The 18,619-nt window shown below is 44.5% G+C and carries 14 protein-coding genes; 13 read left to right on the top strand and 1 reads right to left on the bottom strand.

What is annotated here, in order from left to right; all coding sequences use genetic code 11:
* Position 1: 1 nt before the first annotated feature.
* From AAC855_RS17965 to AAC855_RS17905, 13 genes are all read left to right on the top strand, one after another.
* Complete coding sequence (locus tag AAC855_RS17965) at positions 2–448, top strand: hypothetical protein (RefSeq protein WP_340611400.1); 447 nt, start codon at positions 2–4, stop codon at positions 446–448.
* On the top strand, positions 438–2,255 hold the full coding sequence (locus AAC855_RS17960; RefSeq protein WP_340611399.1) for a hypothetical protein: 1,818 nt from the start codon (positions 438–440) through the stop codon (positions 2,253–2,255). The genes AAC855_RS17965 and AAC855_RS17960 overlap by 11 nt, the downstream gene beginning before the upstream one ends.
* An 8-nt stretch (positions 2,256–2,263) precedes the next feature.
* Positions 2,264–3,109 (top strand): hypothetical protein, encoded by an 846-nt coding sequence (locus AAC855_RS17955; protein WP_340611398.1) that lies wholly within the window; start codon positions 2,264–2,266, stop codon positions 3,107–3,109.
* The gene (locus AAC855_RS17950) at positions 3,106–3,342 is read left to right on the top strand and encodes a hypothetical protein (RefSeq protein ID WP_340611397.1); all 237 of its coding nucleotides are present in this window, start codon (positions 3,106–3,108) and stop codon (positions 3,340–3,342) included. The genes AAC855_RS17955 and AAC855_RS17950 overlap by 4 nt, the downstream gene beginning before the upstream one ends.
* Position 3,343: 1 nt before the next feature.
* A complete protein-coding gene (locus AAC855_RS17945) occupies positions 3,344–3,853 on the top strand; it encodes a hypothetical protein (RefSeq protein ID WP_340611395.1) in 510 nt (169 codons plus the stop codon).
* Between the two features lie 8 nt (positions 3,854–3,861).
* Positions 3,862–5,256, top strand: a complete 1,395-nt coding sequence (locus AAC855_RS17940; protein ID WP_340611394.1) for a hypothetical protein — start codon at positions 3,862–3,864, stop codon at positions 5,254–5,256.
* 10 nt (positions 5,257–5,266) lie between these two features.
* On the top strand, positions 5,267–6,076 hold the full coding sequence (locus tag AAC855_RS17935) for a transglycosylase SLT domain-containing protein (RefSeq protein WP_340611393.1): 810 nt from the start codon (positions 5,267–5,269) through the stop codon (positions 6,074–6,076).
* Entirely contained in the window at positions 6,076–12,990 is a 6,915-nt protein-coding gene (locus AAC855_RS17930) for an LPD38 domain-containing protein (RefSeq protein WP_340611391.1), read from the top strand. Before AAC855_RS17935 ends, AAC855_RS17930 begins: the two co-directional genes overlap by 1 nt.
* Positions 12,980–13,153: a hypothetical protein gene (locus AAC855_RS17925; protein WP_340611390.1), complete on the top strand. Its 174-nt coding sequence runs from the start codon at positions 12,980–12,982 to the stop codon at positions 13,151–13,153. Before AAC855_RS17930 ends, AAC855_RS17925 begins: the two co-directional genes overlap by 11 nt.
* Positions 13,154–13,429: 276 nt before the next feature.
* Positions 13,430–14,119 (top strand): helix-turn-helix transcriptional regulator, encoded by a 690-nt coding sequence (locus tag AAC855_RS17920; protein WP_340611389.1) that lies wholly within the window; start codon positions 13,430–13,432, stop codon positions 14,117–14,119.
* Positions 14,120–14,927: 808 nt separating this feature from the next.
* On the top strand, positions 14,928–15,497 hold the full coding sequence (locus tag AAC855_RS17915) for a recombinase family protein (RefSeq protein WP_340611388.1): 570 nt from the start codon (positions 14,928–14,930) through the stop codon (positions 15,495–15,497).
* Positions 15,498–15,822: 325 nt separating this feature from the next.
* Complete coding sequence (locus AAC855_RS17910; protein WP_340611387.1) at positions 15,823–16,908, top strand: Replication protein; 1,086 nt, start codon at positions 15,823–15,825, stop codon at positions 16,906–16,908.
* Positions 16,909–17,840: 932 nt separating this feature from the next.
* A complete protein-coding gene (locus AAC855_RS17905) occupies positions 17,841–18,320 on the top strand; it encodes an Hcp family type VI secretion system effector (protein ID WP_340611386.1) in 480 nt (159 codons plus the stop codon).
* Positions 18,321–18,365: 45 nt separating this feature from the next.
* Here AAC855_RS17905 and AAC855_RS17900 read toward each other — a convergent pair.
* Positions 18,366–18,619, bottom strand: a 254-nt coding sequence (locus AAC855_RS17900) for a DUF1240 domain-containing protein (RefSeq protein WP_340611385.1), incomplete at its 5' end; no start/stop codon positions are given.

The raw sequence follows: 18,619 nt of genomic DNA, 5'->3' as shown, positions 1-18,619 counted from the left end.
GATGCCGTCATGTCCGAATAAGTATCTTGCACTGCCGTGTGATCTGTTGGGGAGTGGTACGTTGGGCGAATCTTTTTGTCAATCGGGAAACGTTAAACTCCGTAGTGGACAAGGACGGCATTTTCCTGAAATGCAGGCAGGCCAGATGTTTCATGCACTGATTAGTCCACCGTGTGATCCGGGGTGTGAGGAAGTGATTGTGACAGGCCGAAACGGAGATACGTTAACCATATCCCGTTTTCAAAATCGTCAGGGGTGTTTCCCGGTCGGAAGCCGGATCGTGTATACCGCGTGCTCCGTAGATGCTATTCGGGCGATTGCACGGGAATCACGCCCGAATTATGCGTACCCGCTTGTTTATGATTGTGAGACAGACACAGTGTCTATTGATTGTGCGGGTATCAAAGAATTAGTCCGTAAGCCCTGTGGAGTCACCAATGAGAATTAATAAATTTCAGGGGGTCATTCCTAAAATCCGATCAGATAAACTGGGGTCGGGGTTTGCCGCTTTTGCTGAAAATTGTTTACTTCATTCAGGCGCGATTGTTCCCTTACGTGCACCACGTCCCCTCTATAATGCGGTGGATATCAATGGAAAACCGATGAGTGGTGAAGTAAAAGCACTATATAAAATTGGGGGAGCATGGCTCGGTTTCGAACAAGTGACCCCCATTGCCGAAGATCCCATTCATATTGCAGGGCCACAATCCTTTCTTTTTGTCAAAGACAACCAGGTGTGGCGAAGCGGTTATGCATGGATAACAGACAAAGCGGGGCCGGTGGCATTAGGTATACCCCGTCCAATCAAGGCACCTAAAGTAACATTGACAGGACAAAAATGTCGGGATGATATTCCCGTACCTGATGATTGTTGGCAAAAAGGGTTGCCAAGTGAACCTGCACAGGATTGTCCGAATCAGGAATTACCCCCACAGGTACTGACCTTTTGTTATACCTGGGTGACAGAGTGTCAAGAAGAGTCCGGGCCAAGTGATTATTCAGAACCGATCCTCGTCCCCTATGCAGAATCGGTCATGTTGGTGCCAACAGAAAAACCGCCGGTTAATGCCACTATGATCCGCTGGTATATGCTTTTGGTGGGAGATAAAGAAGCAGAAATGGCACAGATAGATGAACAATCGGTAAAGACGCTGGCGTTTGTCTTTTGTCCAGATTTGTTCGCCGGGGGCAATCCGTTAATGACACAAACCTGGTATCCGGTGCCCTGTGCTGAGGGAGTTGCCAATATTGGCTATGGGGCGATTTTGGTTTGGTCAGGGTGCCATATTTATGTTTCCGCACATAAACAACCTCATGCGTTTCCCGAAGCCAATACGCTGGTTGTGGATGATGAGGTCGTTCGTATTGTTTCTTTCCGAACAAAGACAGGCGCGTATCAAGCGGTGGTATTAACAAAAGGCGTCCCCTTTGTGATTGCGGGGGAATTACCCGATAAACTAACGATCACTCGTATTAACCGGCGAATGCCCTGTCTGAGTGTGAAAGGTGTGATGTGCGTGGGGGAGTCCGTCTATTATTGCAGTGAAGAGGGAATCGCGGTTGTCACCGGGGCCGGTGTTGGTTTGTTAACCGCAAACTGGATGGATAAAGAATGGTGGCTCAGAATGTCACCACAGAATTACGTACTGGGTTTTTATGACCAACGTATTTTTGCGTTTACGGATCAGTCGCAGAGTCAGTCGATTATGTTTCCCATGCGAACAAATGATCAGGCGTATGCAGAAAAAGATTTGGTGTACCTCAGTTATCGGGTACATGCATTATATTTTGGTGATGAAACGAGTATGGCCGTGGCATTAGGTTCAATGGTGTTTGATTGGGAACAGAATGATTATGCCATGCAGGCGACCTGGACATCGGCCATTTTCTCAGCAAAAAATCCTGAATCAATAGGCGTCGGTATCGTTCACAGTGACGCGGAAGATATCCCACATGACTGTATGGATTGGGTGACATTGGTTTGGCGAGAATATAAACGTTTATTGACGCCTGCCGATACGGGCGAGTTTCTGCAGAAGTACCCTGATGCTTCTGAGGCGATCCCGTATATTGTTGCACCCAAAGTGGCGTTAACTCTACAGGGAAATGAACGGATAAGAATAGATCGTCCTGTTTGGAGTGATAAGCCCTTTAGAGTTAATGGACAGGGATTAGTACGTCGTTGGCAGATTGAAGTGAAATCGACAGCGGTTGTATCTGAACTGGCGTTAGCGGCAAACATGACCGAACTTTAGGAGGCATCATGGCATCCGATCCTGGCAAGAAAGCGGAGTCTGTACAACAGGTCACGGTAGATAAAAATACGGTTGACGGTACGAATAATACGGCTAACTCAACCAATACGATTATTCAGGTTCCTCGTCCCCCTCGCCGCGATGATGGAAAGTGGATGGCGATAGGTTCGCTCGTGGGTACGTTGACGGGAATGCTGACGAACAAGGATCTGATTAGCAAAGCAAAAGATGCAGAAAATAATTGGGAAGATTTAACGAAACTTTTCCGCGATAAAGGATATGACCTGAATACCTGGGCAGATAAGTTGCGACCGTGTGATGATAAGTTACATGATGCGTTATGTGCCTTTGCGTTGTGTGGGTATCAAGCGGATTATGAGGGCATACTGCGCCGTGCACGAGCCAATGCCAAAATATTGGCGAACAAAACGTATGTGGAGGCCCAACAAACGGCTGATCGTTATCATTACGGTCTGAACTGTGATGTATGGGCCGGAATTAAACGTGCAGAAATCATAGCGACAACACTGGCAACGACACAGGCATTTGAAGAGGAACGGACGAAAGCCTTTGATCGTACATTTGAAGTACTGGAACGCACTACGACGATTTTCGAGCGGGATGTAATAAACCGCAAACAGCTTTCTGCGGACTATTTAGCCGGCGCAGGCCAGAACTATGGTTTTCTTGCGCAGTCCTTACGTGCCACGGCAAAAGCGGATATGGGGGACATGCAAATGTTAGCCACAGCACTAGGAGTCGTTTTACCGATGCTCTTTGGCTTTTGTGGTTCGTCGGCCTGTGATGATGGCGGGGAGTCATTATCCCTTGCAACGAAAGAGGACGCCGTATGAATAAAATGCACCGACGTTTTGGGGAGATCCCCATAGTGACGTATACCCGTAGCCCACGTATGACCGCGTATTTATTGCGGCAATCCAAGACTGATGCGGAAGAAACGTCACCGGTAGATACGTTGATACAGACCATGCAGGAGACCGTGAAAAACGGGGCACTCGATGATACGACATCGACCGCATTCCAGAGTGATCAGTTTGATGGAGTTGCGCAAATATTAGGGGGTTAATATGGCTTACGGGTTTGTACCAAGAGGCGATAGCTGGGGTGGTTCACTGGGGGGCTTTGGTTCTCTGGGAATGGGGGCGGGACTGGCGAACGCATTAGGGGTTGGCCTTAATCTAGCTGATGGTTTTCGTCGTTACCAGAATAATGTGTATCTTGATCCCATGCGTTTGAGCAGTCAAAGAGCCGGTTTTGAAGCCGATTATGCGGGTAATAAATTTCAGCAAGGTCGTTACTTAAGCGGCCTGAGTACGCTAATTCAACGAGACGGCATGTCAGCAGATCCAGGGCCGTGGAATGACCCGGAACTTCAACGACAATACCTGGAACTGCATAGGCAACTTACGCAGTCCGATCAGCCGATGGGCCTACAAATGCGACAACAACCTGCGAGTCAGAATAATGACCCCGCCTACGGAGGCGCAATTCCGGGTTTGCTCGGCACGTATCAGGAACCGTCATTGGGTATGTCACATCAATTCCAACCATATGTTGGCAACAAGCAATTACGCTAGGGGGATGTATGGCAAACACGACACCCATTGCGCCTTATATCAGTCCTCAAGATCAAGCGTTGTTTGATCAAGCAAAGACAATGGGCTTTGTCTATGACCCGAAAAGACCGTACTTTGAAAATAAAGGTTATGCGCAGTATATGGTAGGTCAGTCCCAGTTTACCGACAATCATAAACCGTTTAAAGATAGCCTTTTGGGACAGGGGTTAACTGCGCTGGGAAACGCTTTGCAGCGTCATGGGTTCACAGATATCGATGCTGTTTCCAGTCTCCCCTCACCTACAGATACGCAAGCCCTGAATCGGTTATTAGATCCCATTATTCAGGAACATGGTATACCGCCAATATCGTCTACAGCCACACGGGAACCACCGGTTCTTCCTGGTATCAATACCCCGCTGCCGACCACGCAAGGATCGTCACAGCTCGTACCGCAGCGGGAATACCCAGGTATTAATACGCCATTACCCCAAAAAGCCGGGATAGCACCGGGACGTCAGCTGAGTGCGGAGCACATGGCAGACGCATTAGGCATACGTGCTCCGACAACAGTCAACTATAACCCGACAACGAATTATGGGGGACATCCCGTTTATATGACGGAAAACGGCATTTATGGGATGCCAAAAGACAGTATTGGTGGCTTAGAAAGTTACGCTAATCTGATGGGAACAACGCCAGCACAATTGGTGCAGCAAGAAGACCTGTTAAAAGCCAGAGGGATGCAGGAGTCGCCTTACTGGCAACAGCGGTATGGAGAAACATTAGGAAAAACGCAGAATCCTTATCTGGCACGGGCCGATGCAAATTTAGCCGCGACAGAGGCGTCTAAGAATGCGTATGGGGTGTTTGATCGCGTATTAGCCAATTCTACGATGCAAGCCAGTGTGCTGGGTAATAATCAGATTAACGGACAGCTCTATCTTGACCCGAATGCGGGAGTAGTCAATCAAGACTTACTTGCCACCACACCGCAAGCCTATGGACATGGCACAGATGGGAATACCCTTATCCGATTACCGAATGGTTCCGTTGTCGCCGCGAAAATATCGGCCAATATGCCGCCTATGTTGACGGCAACAAGTATTGGAGCCGATGCAGCGTATAAGCAGGATATGACCTATACACAACAGATGGCGGCGTTAGATGCGTTGATGGCGAAAACAGCAGGCAATCCGGCGCTGGCGAACGATCCGTTGTATCAACTCAAGATAATGAAGCTGTTGACGGATATCAATAAAGCCCAACTGGAATTAAATCGGGGTGGAAAGTCACAGTCCATAAAGCTGCCGCAGGTGCCTTTCGAACAATTACCCTCAGAAATGCAACAACAACTCTTAGAAAAACTACAGAGTGATTACGGGCTGGGAAATCCTGATCCTAATAAGGTCGGACTTGGTTAAGGGGGAACTGATGGCTTTTACCGATGGGTACTGGAAAAATAATCCACAATACGTTTCACGTATGGAACATTATGCACCTAAAGTTCATCAAGCGGTACAGCAGTATGGTCTGGAACCCCAGGCGGCAGATTTAATTCAGGGTATTTTGGGTGTGGAATCGAGGTGGGGACTAGCTAAGGGCCTCGACACGCCGGGCGCAGCCGGAGAGCTGGGCATTGCGCAATTAACGCCCGCTTACCGTAAAGCCTATAACATAAGTGATCCCCTCGATGCGCAACAGTCGATTAATGGAGTTGCGGAGTACATACAAGATGCCCGTCGTCGTGGTGTACCGTGGGACTTAATTCCCGTGGGCTATAATGCGGGGGATGGGCGTCTGAAACAATTGATGAGTGGTCAACGTTCATTTGCCAGTTTGCCCCAAATCACACGAAATTATGTAGACAGAATTCGGCAGTTTATGGGGACGCCAACAAATCAGAATCTGGGATTGGTGAACTATTCTCCGGCGATTACGCGAACGCTGCAACAGTATGGTCTATCAACGGCACAACCAACGACCGCGCAAAACGGATTAGATTTAGAATTTTCTGGCTTGGGTGATATGTCAAAAATGCTCGGTGTAGGGTATGAGTTACCACAAGACACATCGCCCTTCATGCAAGCCGATGGAAGCACCGAGGGGATGACATCGGGAGTACAGCGTATTGCCAGTTCTGATGATGATAACGGACAACCACCAGTGCCTTTAGCGGGACTTTTTGGTACACGTCCAGCGACGGCGGCAGAGATTGATCGCTTATTGCAAGGGGTAACGTGATGGCAATAAACCCATTAAAAGTGCCTTTAGTCAATGGTAGTGGGAATATTGGCCTCATTAAGCGCAATGCACTTGCGATGCAATCTTCTCAGACAATTACCAACCCATTGGCCCGACAACTCAGTGAAGAAAATAATGCGTTGGTAGCAACGCTTTTGGCTCAGGAAAACGGTCTCGGTAATACGCAGACGAGTCCTTTACCAAAGCCGGATTATACGAACGATCCGAATCTTTTTCCGACGGATAATTTCGTCAATGTGACGGGTTATTTACGGGCAAAAAACTTTGGCGATAAATCTCAGGAGACGCAACATGAAATGTTGGACAGTCTTTATAAGGAAGTCAACGAACGTTTCCCAGGACGGTTTACCGAAGCGCAGTTAGCGCAACCTGCCAGTAAAATTAATGGAGCACTTTTTACCGTTAATAACGATAAAATTAAAAATAGTAAACTGGCATCGGGATTCTGGCAGGGCGTAGGTTCCACGGTTGCACAAGCCATTACCGGTACGGTCGATGCCGGCGCGGGATTATTAAACGTCCTCGCTCCGTCAACCTTATCATCAGAGATAGCGGAAAGTGTGCATAAGTTTGACAAAGATACGCGTGAAAAGACCGAAACACCGTCTCGTCGAAATTATGTGAAACGACGCGATGAACTGCTTGAACAAGGTCGTTACGCGGAAGCGGTAGCCCATATGGCAAGCAATCCTACGGGATTGGGAGAAGATGCGGCCATTCTGATTTTACCCTCATTAGGCGGTGGTTTTCTGTTACGGGCAGGTGCTAAAGGTGGCGCAAAACTGTTAGGAAAAGAAGCTGTTGAACAGACGATAAAACAGCGTGCCAAAATGATGTTACGTTCACAGGTGGCAGCAGATGCTTTATTGGGTGCAGGTCATACAGCACAAAATATGGGAGAAAAGAACGATTATAAACTTTCTGCAGAGCAACGTGCAGCAGTCTTTGGCAAAGGTTTGGTGGATGCCGCGTTGTCTAAATTTGGTTATACCTACGGTATTAACCCTGAGAATTTATTATTACGGTTTGGAAAAGCCGCCGATCTCAAGGGGGCGAAAGGTATCTTAAAGTCCTATTTTGGGTCAGCGGCGGTTGATGCAGCCAGTAATATGCCCTCGTCAGGTTTAGATGCGGCACTCACAATGGGATTTGATAAAAACGGACAATTTAATGCTAACCTGGTGGACTGGGAAAAAGTCACTCAGGCGATGGCCTCGGCAGGTGTCTATGCGCCCTTTACCGGTGGTATTCCAGGAGCACTTCATGCCCGTCAACAGAACGCGAATCTGGGACGGATCGCACGGGATGAAACGGTCTTTAATAATGCGATGGAATCGAAAGCCCAACTGGCAGAAGCGTGGCCGTTGGCAGATGAGGCGGGAAGAAAAGATATTGCGCAGCAGGAACAGGCATTGAATGGGTCACTGGAAGCGAACCTGCAGGAACGTCTTGCGGCAATGGATGCCAGCGGATCACGTCTGTTTCGTAAAGCGAAAAAAGAACAGCAGGCCGCTGAACGTACCAGTTTGGAAGAACGCTATCGTCATTTGATAGACAATAATCCGATTGCGGATAAAGAACAGTATGGCCCGACCGCCCATGATGATGCGGTTATCCTGCAAAAAGAATTTGGTAATCAGTCATTGGATATGCACCCAGCATATCTGGAGCGCTATCATAAAATTTTTGCTATCGATAATGATCCATTACGAAAGAAGCCAAATGAAACCGCATCTGTGATGGAGTTAGTGCCGCCCCAATTGTTATTGGAAGATAAAGGGCAAAGGACAACACCATTAACAATGGCGGAATATGATGGCAGTTTTATTGACTGGGCTAAGAACCGATCACCCGAAGAACGGGCAAATACCCTGTATCATCTAGAGCAGACAGACCGCATTAAACGCGCTGCAGAAGAAGCATTATTGACTCGCTTACGCACAGAGCAAGACGCAGAACGCATCCAAGAACTGGATGAAAAATTGGCACAAATCCGTACTGAACGCATTTCGGCCAATACCGCATTACAGAAAATGCTTGCGGTGATGCCCGTGGATGATCCCGCGTTGGGTTTGACCGATCATTTACGTCAGGAAGAGGCGCAGACACAAGCCAAAGTGCTCCGTGATATTGAACTTGCGACTCTAGCACGACAAAAAGTAACCGCAGCTGAACTGGCAAAAGCAGACAGTGACAAACTTGCACGTTTGGCTGCAGAACAAACCCTCCTTGCTGATGCTATTGACCAGCAGATTGCTGTAATGCCCGAAACGGTTAATACCATCAAAGCACAAAAACGGGCCACTCAGTTGCGGACAAACGCCAATGAATATCTGGCACAAGCATACGAGAAAGCGACCGGGGAGAAAAAAAGCCCGTCGCTGGAATTGGCGAGCTTTTTGCCTGCTTACGAACAACGTTTGCAAGAGGCTAGTCAGGAAGCACGGGCCGCGCAGTTACAGGATGTGCGTAATTTGCGGGACAGGCAAGACGAGGTATTCGCGCATCTAGAGGCCATGCGAACGCCGGAAAATTTAGGGCCACGTGAAAGCCAGAGTTACAATCATCTGCGCCGGACAGAAGCACGTCTACGACGTGAGGAAGACGCACTCATTAATACGGATGAAATGTTCGCGCAGACACCGAAAATACGGTTAAACCAACGCAAACGCCAAATCATGCGTGGACTTGCAGAGGAACAATCTGTCGCTGCTGCCAATAATCTCATTCGTCAGGAACGAAGGAAAAATTCCTTAATATCATCGGCGCGTCCCGATGCAACGCATACAGCGACGACTGCCTTATCTCAACGTGTACAGCTTTTTGCGGAAACCTTGCGTAAGTATCCTGATGCACGTGATCCGTTAAATGTGGGGGCATTGGTCAATGACCGTGATACACGACTGGCGTTGCCAGCTGTGAATGATGCCACCGGTATGGTAGCTTTGTTGGCCGAACGCAAGGCGAAAGCCGAGGGGATGACTTCGGGTATACTGTATCGTAATCGGGCTATTCTCAATGATATCTTAGCGGCCTATGAAACAGTGCACCCGAAAGCCTATCAGGCCGGAATGCGTCTGGCAGAAAAGGTGCTTAAGGCCGAAGCATTGGGGAGATCTTTACCGGCGGGGGAGATTAAAGTCGGGTCATACTTAAGTCAGCCGAATATTGACATGCTGACTCGACTGAAAATGGGCGATATTCTCGGCGCACTGGAAGCAGTCAAAATCAACGGGCATACTAGCCCGATTGTACAGCAGCTGATGAATATGCTGAAAGCCACACGCAAAACGTATCCGGTGAATATTGAACTGACAGCAGAACCTATTGTTGTCCGTAATGCGGAAGTCAACGCGACCTATGATCCTGTTAATGCGACTATCTACATTCGGGATAAGGTTGCTGACCAACCTTATTATCTGATCCACGAAGCGACCCACCATGCACTCTATCAGGTCTTCAATGATGAAAAGCGCATACTCGAACTCAGTGCTGAGCAAGTGAAAGCGCGTTCGAACCTCATCATGATGTACAGTGAATTTGCGAAGAAACGGAATTTACCCGATGGTCTGCAGTATGCACAAAGATCGATTGATGAGTTTATTTCCGAAGCCTTTTCCAATCCCCAACTGCAGGCTTATTTGCGAACTAATCCACTTGCCACACACGCCATTCCGAAATTTCGCAAAGCCTTTGGTTCATTGGTTGATGCCGTACGCCGGTTTTTAGGTTTGAAACCCAAAGAATTCGATAATCTGTCCGATATTATTGGTCTCACCCGTTTGATTGTTGGGGCCGATATTATGCCTGTATCGGGACAACTTGCCGGCGAATTTAAAAATTTTGGTATTGCGGGCAGTAAGAACTTTAATTCGGGTATTTTGCGGATACCGCTCGAAAATTCGGGAGACTGGCAATACATAGGGCGTATCGATATGTTACCCAGTGGGCGCTATAAGGTCACAATTGACGGTGAAAATGTGCCGTTTCGTGAGCACATTGTTGATACTGCGAATGAAGCGTCAGAATGGGCGGCGGATAATTATGGTGCACGGTTAGGCGACATCAGTGAAAATCCTACCGCGCCGCTTGTGGGGGAAATTCGTCAGTCGGATCTCTATGGTCAAGCGTTTGTAGATATGAGCGATAAGGTTCTGGACTCTATCGGCAAACGTAGTGAAACGGCGCAAACCATAGCCAAAGAAGTCACTACCCAGCTGTCCAGTCTGTGGAGTCATTTTTGGGCGACCAACGTAGATGTTTTCAGTCCGACGAAAGCAATAGATAGAATCGCAGACAGACTCGGATACCGGGGAACCGATGGAAAGCCGCTTAATTTGTATGAAAAACTGACTGAGGGAATGGCCCGTGCTCGTGCGGTGACAGGCCGTCCAGGTGCCGAACTGAATACAATTGAGCAAAGTATCATTGATGGTCTGCGAGCTATTGGCATTCCGTATAACGTTTTCCATGACTATGCTTATGCACAACGAGCCATTGAAATGGATCAGATAAAAAAGGAACTGGTCTTAATGGGGGTGCCTACCCGTATTCATGAAAACCCCACGGCATTTCATTGGACAGATAATAAAGGGAAAACATATTCAGGGCTTGAAGGCGCGTATGAATTTCTGTCCACGTTGCCCGAAGACAAACAGGCACAAATCGAGTCCATTCTTAAACCCATGCGGGATATTAATCAGATGCTACTGGATGAGGAACGTAAATCGGGATTGATTTCGACGGAAAGTTATTATCGTATGAAACAAGCCTATAATTATGTGCCGTTGCTATCTGTTGGTGAAAAACGACCGTCAATCCATAAAGCCTTTCAGGGACGTTATACCAAAGCCGCCGATCCGGTGGCGAATATGCTGCATCAAATGCAAATTCGTTATGCCAATGTTGCTCGTAATAACGCTTTGCGTGCACTCTACGAAATGGTGAACAGTCTTGGTATGGCCGATCTGTTTAAACTGGAAACCCATAAGCTGGAACGTGATGATGCGGGTAATGTGATTGCGGTAGCAAACCAGAAATGGAATGATAAAAATGGCGTGTGGGTATTTTTAGGTGACAAGAAAGCCAAAATTGTCGTCGATACCCAAACCCGCTTTGGGAAAGATTTGCTGCGGGCAATTCAGAAACCGGAGATGGCACCTTTATTGACAATGCTTCGTACCATAACAGGTTACATAGCATCTAATATGACAACCTATAGTCCATCGTTTTTATTAAAAACACCGGTATGGAACACGGTGCTAACGTTGCTGAATTTCTCCGGGGCCTTTGACCGAAATATGTCTGCCAGTGACCATTATACTCTCGCAACAAAATCACTTGTCGATGTTGTTCGGCTGTTACCTGAAATTATGCGGGATCGCGTCACCATGAAAACCGATAACCCAATGCGAAAGCTCTTTGCAAAGGTCGGTGCTGGCAATAATGCAGGAGCTTATTATGGTTTGGATGCAGTTAGCCGACGTCTCAATGCGGAGACGGCAACTAACCCCATAGATATTCTCCAACAACAAGGCATTCCGGGATTAGGAAGTGCAGCCGTAAATATGCACTATCGTTTTATTCGTGCTGTTCATGCCAGTGATGAAGTCTTTCGTTATTCTGCGTTTTTAAATTTTCTGGAATATAAGTCTGGTCGTGATCTTCGGAACATGACACAGAAAGAACTGGATGAGTGGGCTGCAAATAACCAGGACTTGATTACACAAGCGGCCAAAGGTTCCCGTGATCTGGCGGGTAACTTTACCCGACACGGTTCAGGTAAAATCTTACCCGCATTTTTTGCTTTCTGGAATGCAGGAATGCAATCGTTGCCGTTAATATCCAGTATTATGTCTACACAAGTGGGTCGCTTCGGTCTCATGGGATTAGGCATTCTGGCTGCCGCTGCCACACAATCGGCGCTTGATGATCCCGATGATGAAGATACGGATGGCGGCTCAAAGTTCGCCCGTAGTCAGTCGCGCAAGAAGTCTATCTGTTTCGGGGATATCTGTGGTGAAATGCCTTATGAAGTACGTCCTTTTATGCTCTCGATACAGAACCTCGTTTTGTTAGGACACGGAAAAATAGACATGGGAGAAGCCGTTGGGTCACTCCTTCGTTCTGCAGCAGAAACCTTTGTGCCCGTTCAGCCTGCCGGTGATGTAGATAGTTACACTGTCACGCGAATGATGCTACCGACAGCCGCCCAGCCGCTTATCACGATAGGAATGGGTGTGAACGAGTTCGGGCAAGAAGTCGATAATAAGTATCCGGTAGACTGGAGCGGCAAACAGATCACGACTCCGGCAAACGTTGAACGTGGCAAGACGACCACACCGGAGTTTCTTAAAGACATGACTCGTTTCTTCTATGAAAAATCGAATGGTATGGTCGATATTTCCCCGGCCAGAACGGATGCGCTGCTCTCATCTTTGTTCGGTGGTATTTATAACATGGTACGTAATACCACGACGCCTCCCCTTCGGCCTGTTGGATGGGGAGATAATGCTATCCTGCAGACGGCGACGAGTGCTTATCGGTACAAAACGAATAACTATGCTGTCACACAAAAATATCGTGAGTTAATTACTCAGGCTACTGCGGCAGGTCGTCTTAACAATCTGAATGATGAGGGTTCATATAATGTCCTGATGAAAAACGATCCGGTTGCTAAGATTGAAAACCAGCGGGCAAAGGCAATGCGTAATCTGCGCGTTGAGGGCCTGACACGATCACAACTTAATGGCGCATTGGACAAAGCCTTTTATGACGGTGATGAAGCGGCGATTGCGCATTATCAGGAATTGATGCGTCAGTATGATGACGAGAGCAGTCTTATTTATGGCAAGGCATTGATTGAACTGCAGGATATCGTTAATGAACACTAAAATTCCTTTGCTGAAACGCGTTTTATGTGGATGGCATTCCCCACTCGGATATGTGTATTCGTTCTTCGTTGGCTCTGCCTATACCTGTCCGTGTTGTGCCTTTTGGCGCGGTATCTTATGGGGAGGGATTATCCTTGAAGGTCTTCATTATGTTGTGAATTGACATTCCATCACCTTCCAAGAGTGTCAAAGTGAACTGCGATAACCATTTCCTCTTTATCCTATAATCGAATTGTTAGTCATCAAAAATTACACCTCATTCAGATTAAAAAATTACATAATTAATCTGTTACCTCTTATTTATTTTTAATATTGAGTGTTTTCAATTAAACATTTAATCTGATAACGTAAAGCTACAAAGAGGGGGAATATTGTTTCTAATATAAATTATAAACTTGAGAATAAATTGTTAATCAGGAAGACATGCAAAAGGTAACGTATGAATAGATCAATAGAAAGTTTAATTATGCCGTTAATTAAATTTTGGGAGAAGAGTAATGATGCCTGGGGTGCGAAAGACCACACTTCACGGTTTATCTATGCCAATAAAAAACACAATGAATTACTTTGTCTACCTAAAGGATATAATATAGAAGGTCGTTTTGATGGTGAAATTCCGTCATGCACGTCAAATTTTCAGGATGAATTTCAAAGACAGGACAGGCGAGTTGAAGCATTAGAAGATAGAGTGACCTCTATTGAAATTCATGCTTTTGACAACCTTCCCTACCTTCAGCCGTGGTATTGTGATAAGTATCCATTAATGGATGAAAATGGGGTATGCCGAGGAACTATCTTTCATGGCAGACCTGTAGATACGATAACACTCGAAAGGCTAGACAAAATAAATGTGCAAACCTCATTAGTTTTTACACCACCCTCAGAATTTTTTAGTAAAAGAGAGTGGGAAATAGTGTTTTATATTCTACAGGGGCTTCCGACTAAAGAAATTGCTGAAAGGTTATTTTTATCCCAAAGAACAATCGCCAATCATATTCAAAATATATATCAAAAAACAGGGATAAAATGTAAGAGGGATTTAGTTGATTATTGTTATGAAAATAACATAGCTAACTATATACCCGAAAGTTTTTTCAGGGGGTCAATGTCTTTCACGTTAGAAAAATAGCCATTTACATATATCCAAAAAATATATCCGATCATGAAAAGGATAAGACTCAGGGTATAAGAAAAATTAATTTTACATTTTCATGAATGGCAAATTGATATACTGTATTTTAATAAATACAGAAAATTTCTTCCTGAATAAATCAATTTATTTGGACATCGTGAACTTTATTCTCTAATAATTCACCTGTCCAATCCCTCTATTAACTATAAAGTGTTATATGTCATTTTTCTCCAATATTGCGGTTATGATAGTCAACTTTATTCCCAGAATTGATAAACATAGCATAAGTGTTTTTTATAATCATTTTGACTGCAATATAAACTGCATCATCTTTAATGAGCTATTTTGTAGAGGATCTCACAGATGCCCCCATAAATATATTTCTTATACGTAATATGAGTAATTTTTACTCTGTTAGACTGAGTAATAATACTTAACATTAACACATATGTAGGGAAACATATTTTTAAAATTATCATAATCTTATCTCGTTTATTTTCAAACATTTCTATTTTTGCTTAACCAGGGAAAACACATTAAATTAAAATTCCAGAAATAATCGACGTTACTCAACATTTTTATTCACTAGAACATTTCCTGCTTTTGTTGAATCAATGAGTAAATGAGTGAATGAGTAAATGAGTGTCTTTCTTGATCACGCTATGAGAAGAGATTCGGAATTTTTAATGTATTACTTGATGTTCAATACTCTATCAAAAAGTACTAAATATTTTTGGTAGTGCATGAAATATGGTCGCAAAAAGACTATGATAAATAATCAAATGTCTTTAGAGCGATGATAAATATGGCAAAGATCGGGTACGCACGGGTCAGCTCAACAGGCCAAAGTCTGGATATTCAACTTGAAAAATTAAATCAGGCTGACTGCAAACGGATTTATCAGGAAAAACGGAGTGGTCGGACAGCGCATCGACCACAGTTCCAAGCATGTATGAATTATTTACGTGACGGGGATACGTTGGTTGTAACAAAACTAGACCGTCTCGCTCGTTCCGTAACGCACTTGTCGCAAATCGCAACTCGCTTTCAGGAAGAAGATATTGACCTCGTTGTTCTGGATCAAAATATTGATACCCGAACATCGGCAGGTCGTTTGATGTTCAATATGTTGGCATCTATTGCGGAGTTTGAAAATGACTTACGCAGCGAACGTCAGGCAGAAGGGATTGCCAAAGCGATAGAAAAAGGTGTTAAATTCGGGCGTCCCGCAAAATTAAATGATACCATGCGAAACGACATTTATCAGCGTCGTCAATCGGGGGTAACAATAGGGACGTTAGCAAAGGATTTTAAACTCGGTGAAGCAACCATTTATCGGGTACTGAATGCGTTTAAAAACAGAGATAATGCGTAGATGTCACAAAGTTTATAAAATTGGTACCCCCTCATGAGGATAAATTGATCCTTGAGCGTTAGAGTGCTAAAGTTAATAGACATTAATGTGTGTTTTTAAATCAGAATTTCTGGTCAGTCACGCCGAAAGGTGACTAAGATACCGTCAGTACGCGAAATTCACTGGCGGCTAAAAAGCAGAAACCCCATAATCTGAGTCATCTTGGCGGAGGAAGCAGAATTACGGGGTATCATAGAGCAGAAATCGTTTGTGGTTTCTGTGTAGGAGTATAGAACGATGAGACTTCTATTGCAACTTTTTGATCCCCGCCATAAGTGCAGGGGTTGTGTATAAAGTTCAACACACCCTATCAACTTCTGATTACCCTATTCGTACTCGGCGTGGTGAGTCCAATGCCCTGAGAAAAGGGCAGTCCAAAATCCACCGGCGTAATATACCGAATCAAAACATTCAGGTTCCGAGGGGAACGCCTGCGCGTCTTGCTCGTACGTTGAAAAGCCACGACTGGTGGCGAGATAGTGACCTAATCACCCTGCGACAAAAGGGATACATACCCTACTCTGAACGAAATAATATCCATTATACCCGTAAGCCGATGCGTGTGCGTGCCCGTACGGAAAGCCGTGAAGCAATGACGTCGCTCGCACTGGCATTAGTCGCTCATGCCGATTTTTTTCCGGGCCATGATTACCTGTTTGAAGTGATGGTGCCCTTTGAATTTATTGCCAGTACAATGGGAGTACTGCATCAATATGAGAATGGTCGTAAAGCATATGATATTGCCTTACACGCACTCTCTGTCTTTGAACAAATGAAGCATCTTGTGGTTCATCGGGATAAAGATCGTGACGCTGGACAAAATAAACCAGTACGTATCTGGCTGACACCGGATTTTTTCATCTCTAAAGGCATTCCTCGTGAGGAAATCCGGCAAAGTCTGATCGCTTTTCAGAACTGGGCCGTTGACAGTGGTCAGCTTGAAAATCTGAATAAAAAATACCAGCGCCATTTATTACGCATGGAAAGATTGGGAATTGATATCAGAAATAAACACGCCTTGTGTAAGCTACTGAAAAACATAAAACGCTCTGTTGTTGCACCTGATTTACTGGAAGAAAAAGCGAAAGCCATCAAACATATTGAAGAGACAATTGACGGTTTGGATAAGCCTAAATCAGAGAATCTGGAAGCGGAACTGAATGGTACTCAGCGGGCGCTCTCACGCTTGCAGAAAAAAAATAAAACCTCTCGTTCATACTGGGATTTGTATGTTCAGTGGCAATATACAACAACACCAGCGGCGGTTTATATTGCCCGGAACAAGTTAAAGGCACACCATCCGCATTTAGCGGAAAATTCAGACCAGTTTTATCGTCTCTTGCTTGAACAGGAAGGGGTCATACTCACCTAATCGATGGTTTAATCGTCATATCAATGAAACCGTGCACAGGCGCGGTTTTTCCGTTGACTTTACTCGCAAGTGGATTGTTTTTTGTTCAAATGAAGCATGGGCGTTTCCAACGATTATGTCATTTTTTTTCTCTTAAAAGAGATCATCTGTCTTAACACTCGCCGATTGGATAATAAATCCTCATTTAATTTCGAACAATGACCTGTGAATATAATTAATTTCGAAAGTTATTTCTGAACAAAAAAGCCTTATAAATAAGGAATAGCATCGCGTTGGGCCTCTAAATAAAGGCCACAACGCAAGATGTTAGTCCTTTTCACTACGTTCAAAGGAAAAACAGTAACAATTGACGCAAAAGGAAACAAAAAGAAAAAAGAAGAAAAGGACTTCGCTTGCAGCGGCTAACGCCGCGCCACTCAGAAAAAAGAATAATACAACAACATCCTACAACTCTTTTATCTAAAAAACAAAACAGTCAAATCATCATCTAAGACGCTATACTATCAAGTACATGTATGTTCCGTGCTATGGGTTCGCTACGCTCACAGCTTAACAGGCAGGAGGGGGCAAATATGGAGTTTGAGGGCCAATTGTGTTAAAAACCACGCTAAGGAGATAATTCGTTGTTTAAATTGAAATTTAATAGCCTTAGCTCTCCCTTCAAAATATTCTCTGGTAACGTGAATGTATAATGTCCCAGCATATTGATATGCCCCTGCCCCAGTGGGGATAACCGAGCAATATCCTCATCCCCAACTGCGCATCCAGCTCAGTGCTTCTTTAGTATGAATAAAAGAGAAAAATTGTTTATTGAAATTAAGATAACAAAAAGTATTTTTAATGCTTATTTTTTGCTTTGAATTAGTATGGTTACTTAAATTTGTATGTTATTTTATCTTTTTAAGATTTAAAAGAACTAGGAAGGTGATTTTATGTCATATATGATTTATTTAACTTTAAATGGTAAGAAGCAAGGTCTCATATCTGCTGGATGCTCAACCCCAGAATCAATAGGGAATAGGTATCAACACGGACACGAAGATAAGATACAGATACTCAGCTTAGATCATTCAATATCACGTCAACAAAATGTCAGCCATCAACCCATACAGTTTATCAAACCCATCGATAAATCATCTCCATTATTGGCTATGGCAATAGATTCTAACGAATCACTAGATGGTAAATTTATTTTTTACAGGACAGGTCAATTAGGGCATTTAGAGCTTTTTTATGAAGTTAAGATTACAGAAGCCACAATTGCTGACGTTTCTTGTACCTACCCGAATTCTATAAATGATTTTGATGCAATGCCATATGAAAGAGTTGTCCTAAATTACAAATCAATCTCATGGAATCATATAACAGCCGGAACCTCTGCCTATAGTATATGGGAAGACAGAGTGTTATAAGAAAAAACTAAGCATATAATGTAATATATGCTTAGTGACATAATATTATTTTTCTTGACATAACACTATGTTTTTAACATATTCATTTGGTGCAAATAAAGATTTTTTATCACACGTAACATAACCAATACTTTTTAATTTATTATCGACATATAAAGAAACGGGAAAACTAAGAATTAAAGCGCCTAAAAAAATCCAAACTAAAACACTAACAACAGGGCCTTTATATGGTCTAGGTGTATCTGAAATACACGCTGACATAATAGAAAATAAAAAATGAAAACCTATTGGAAACCCAA

Source organism: Xenorhabdus bharatensis, assembly GCF_037996705.1.
GTDB classification, from domain to species: Bacteria; Pseudomonadota; Gammaproteobacteria; order Enterobacterales; family Enterobacteriaceae; genus Xenorhabdus; species Xenorhabdus bharatensis.
Note: the sequence above shows the minus strand (reverse complement) of the source record. Positions and strands in the feature narration are given on the sequence as shown.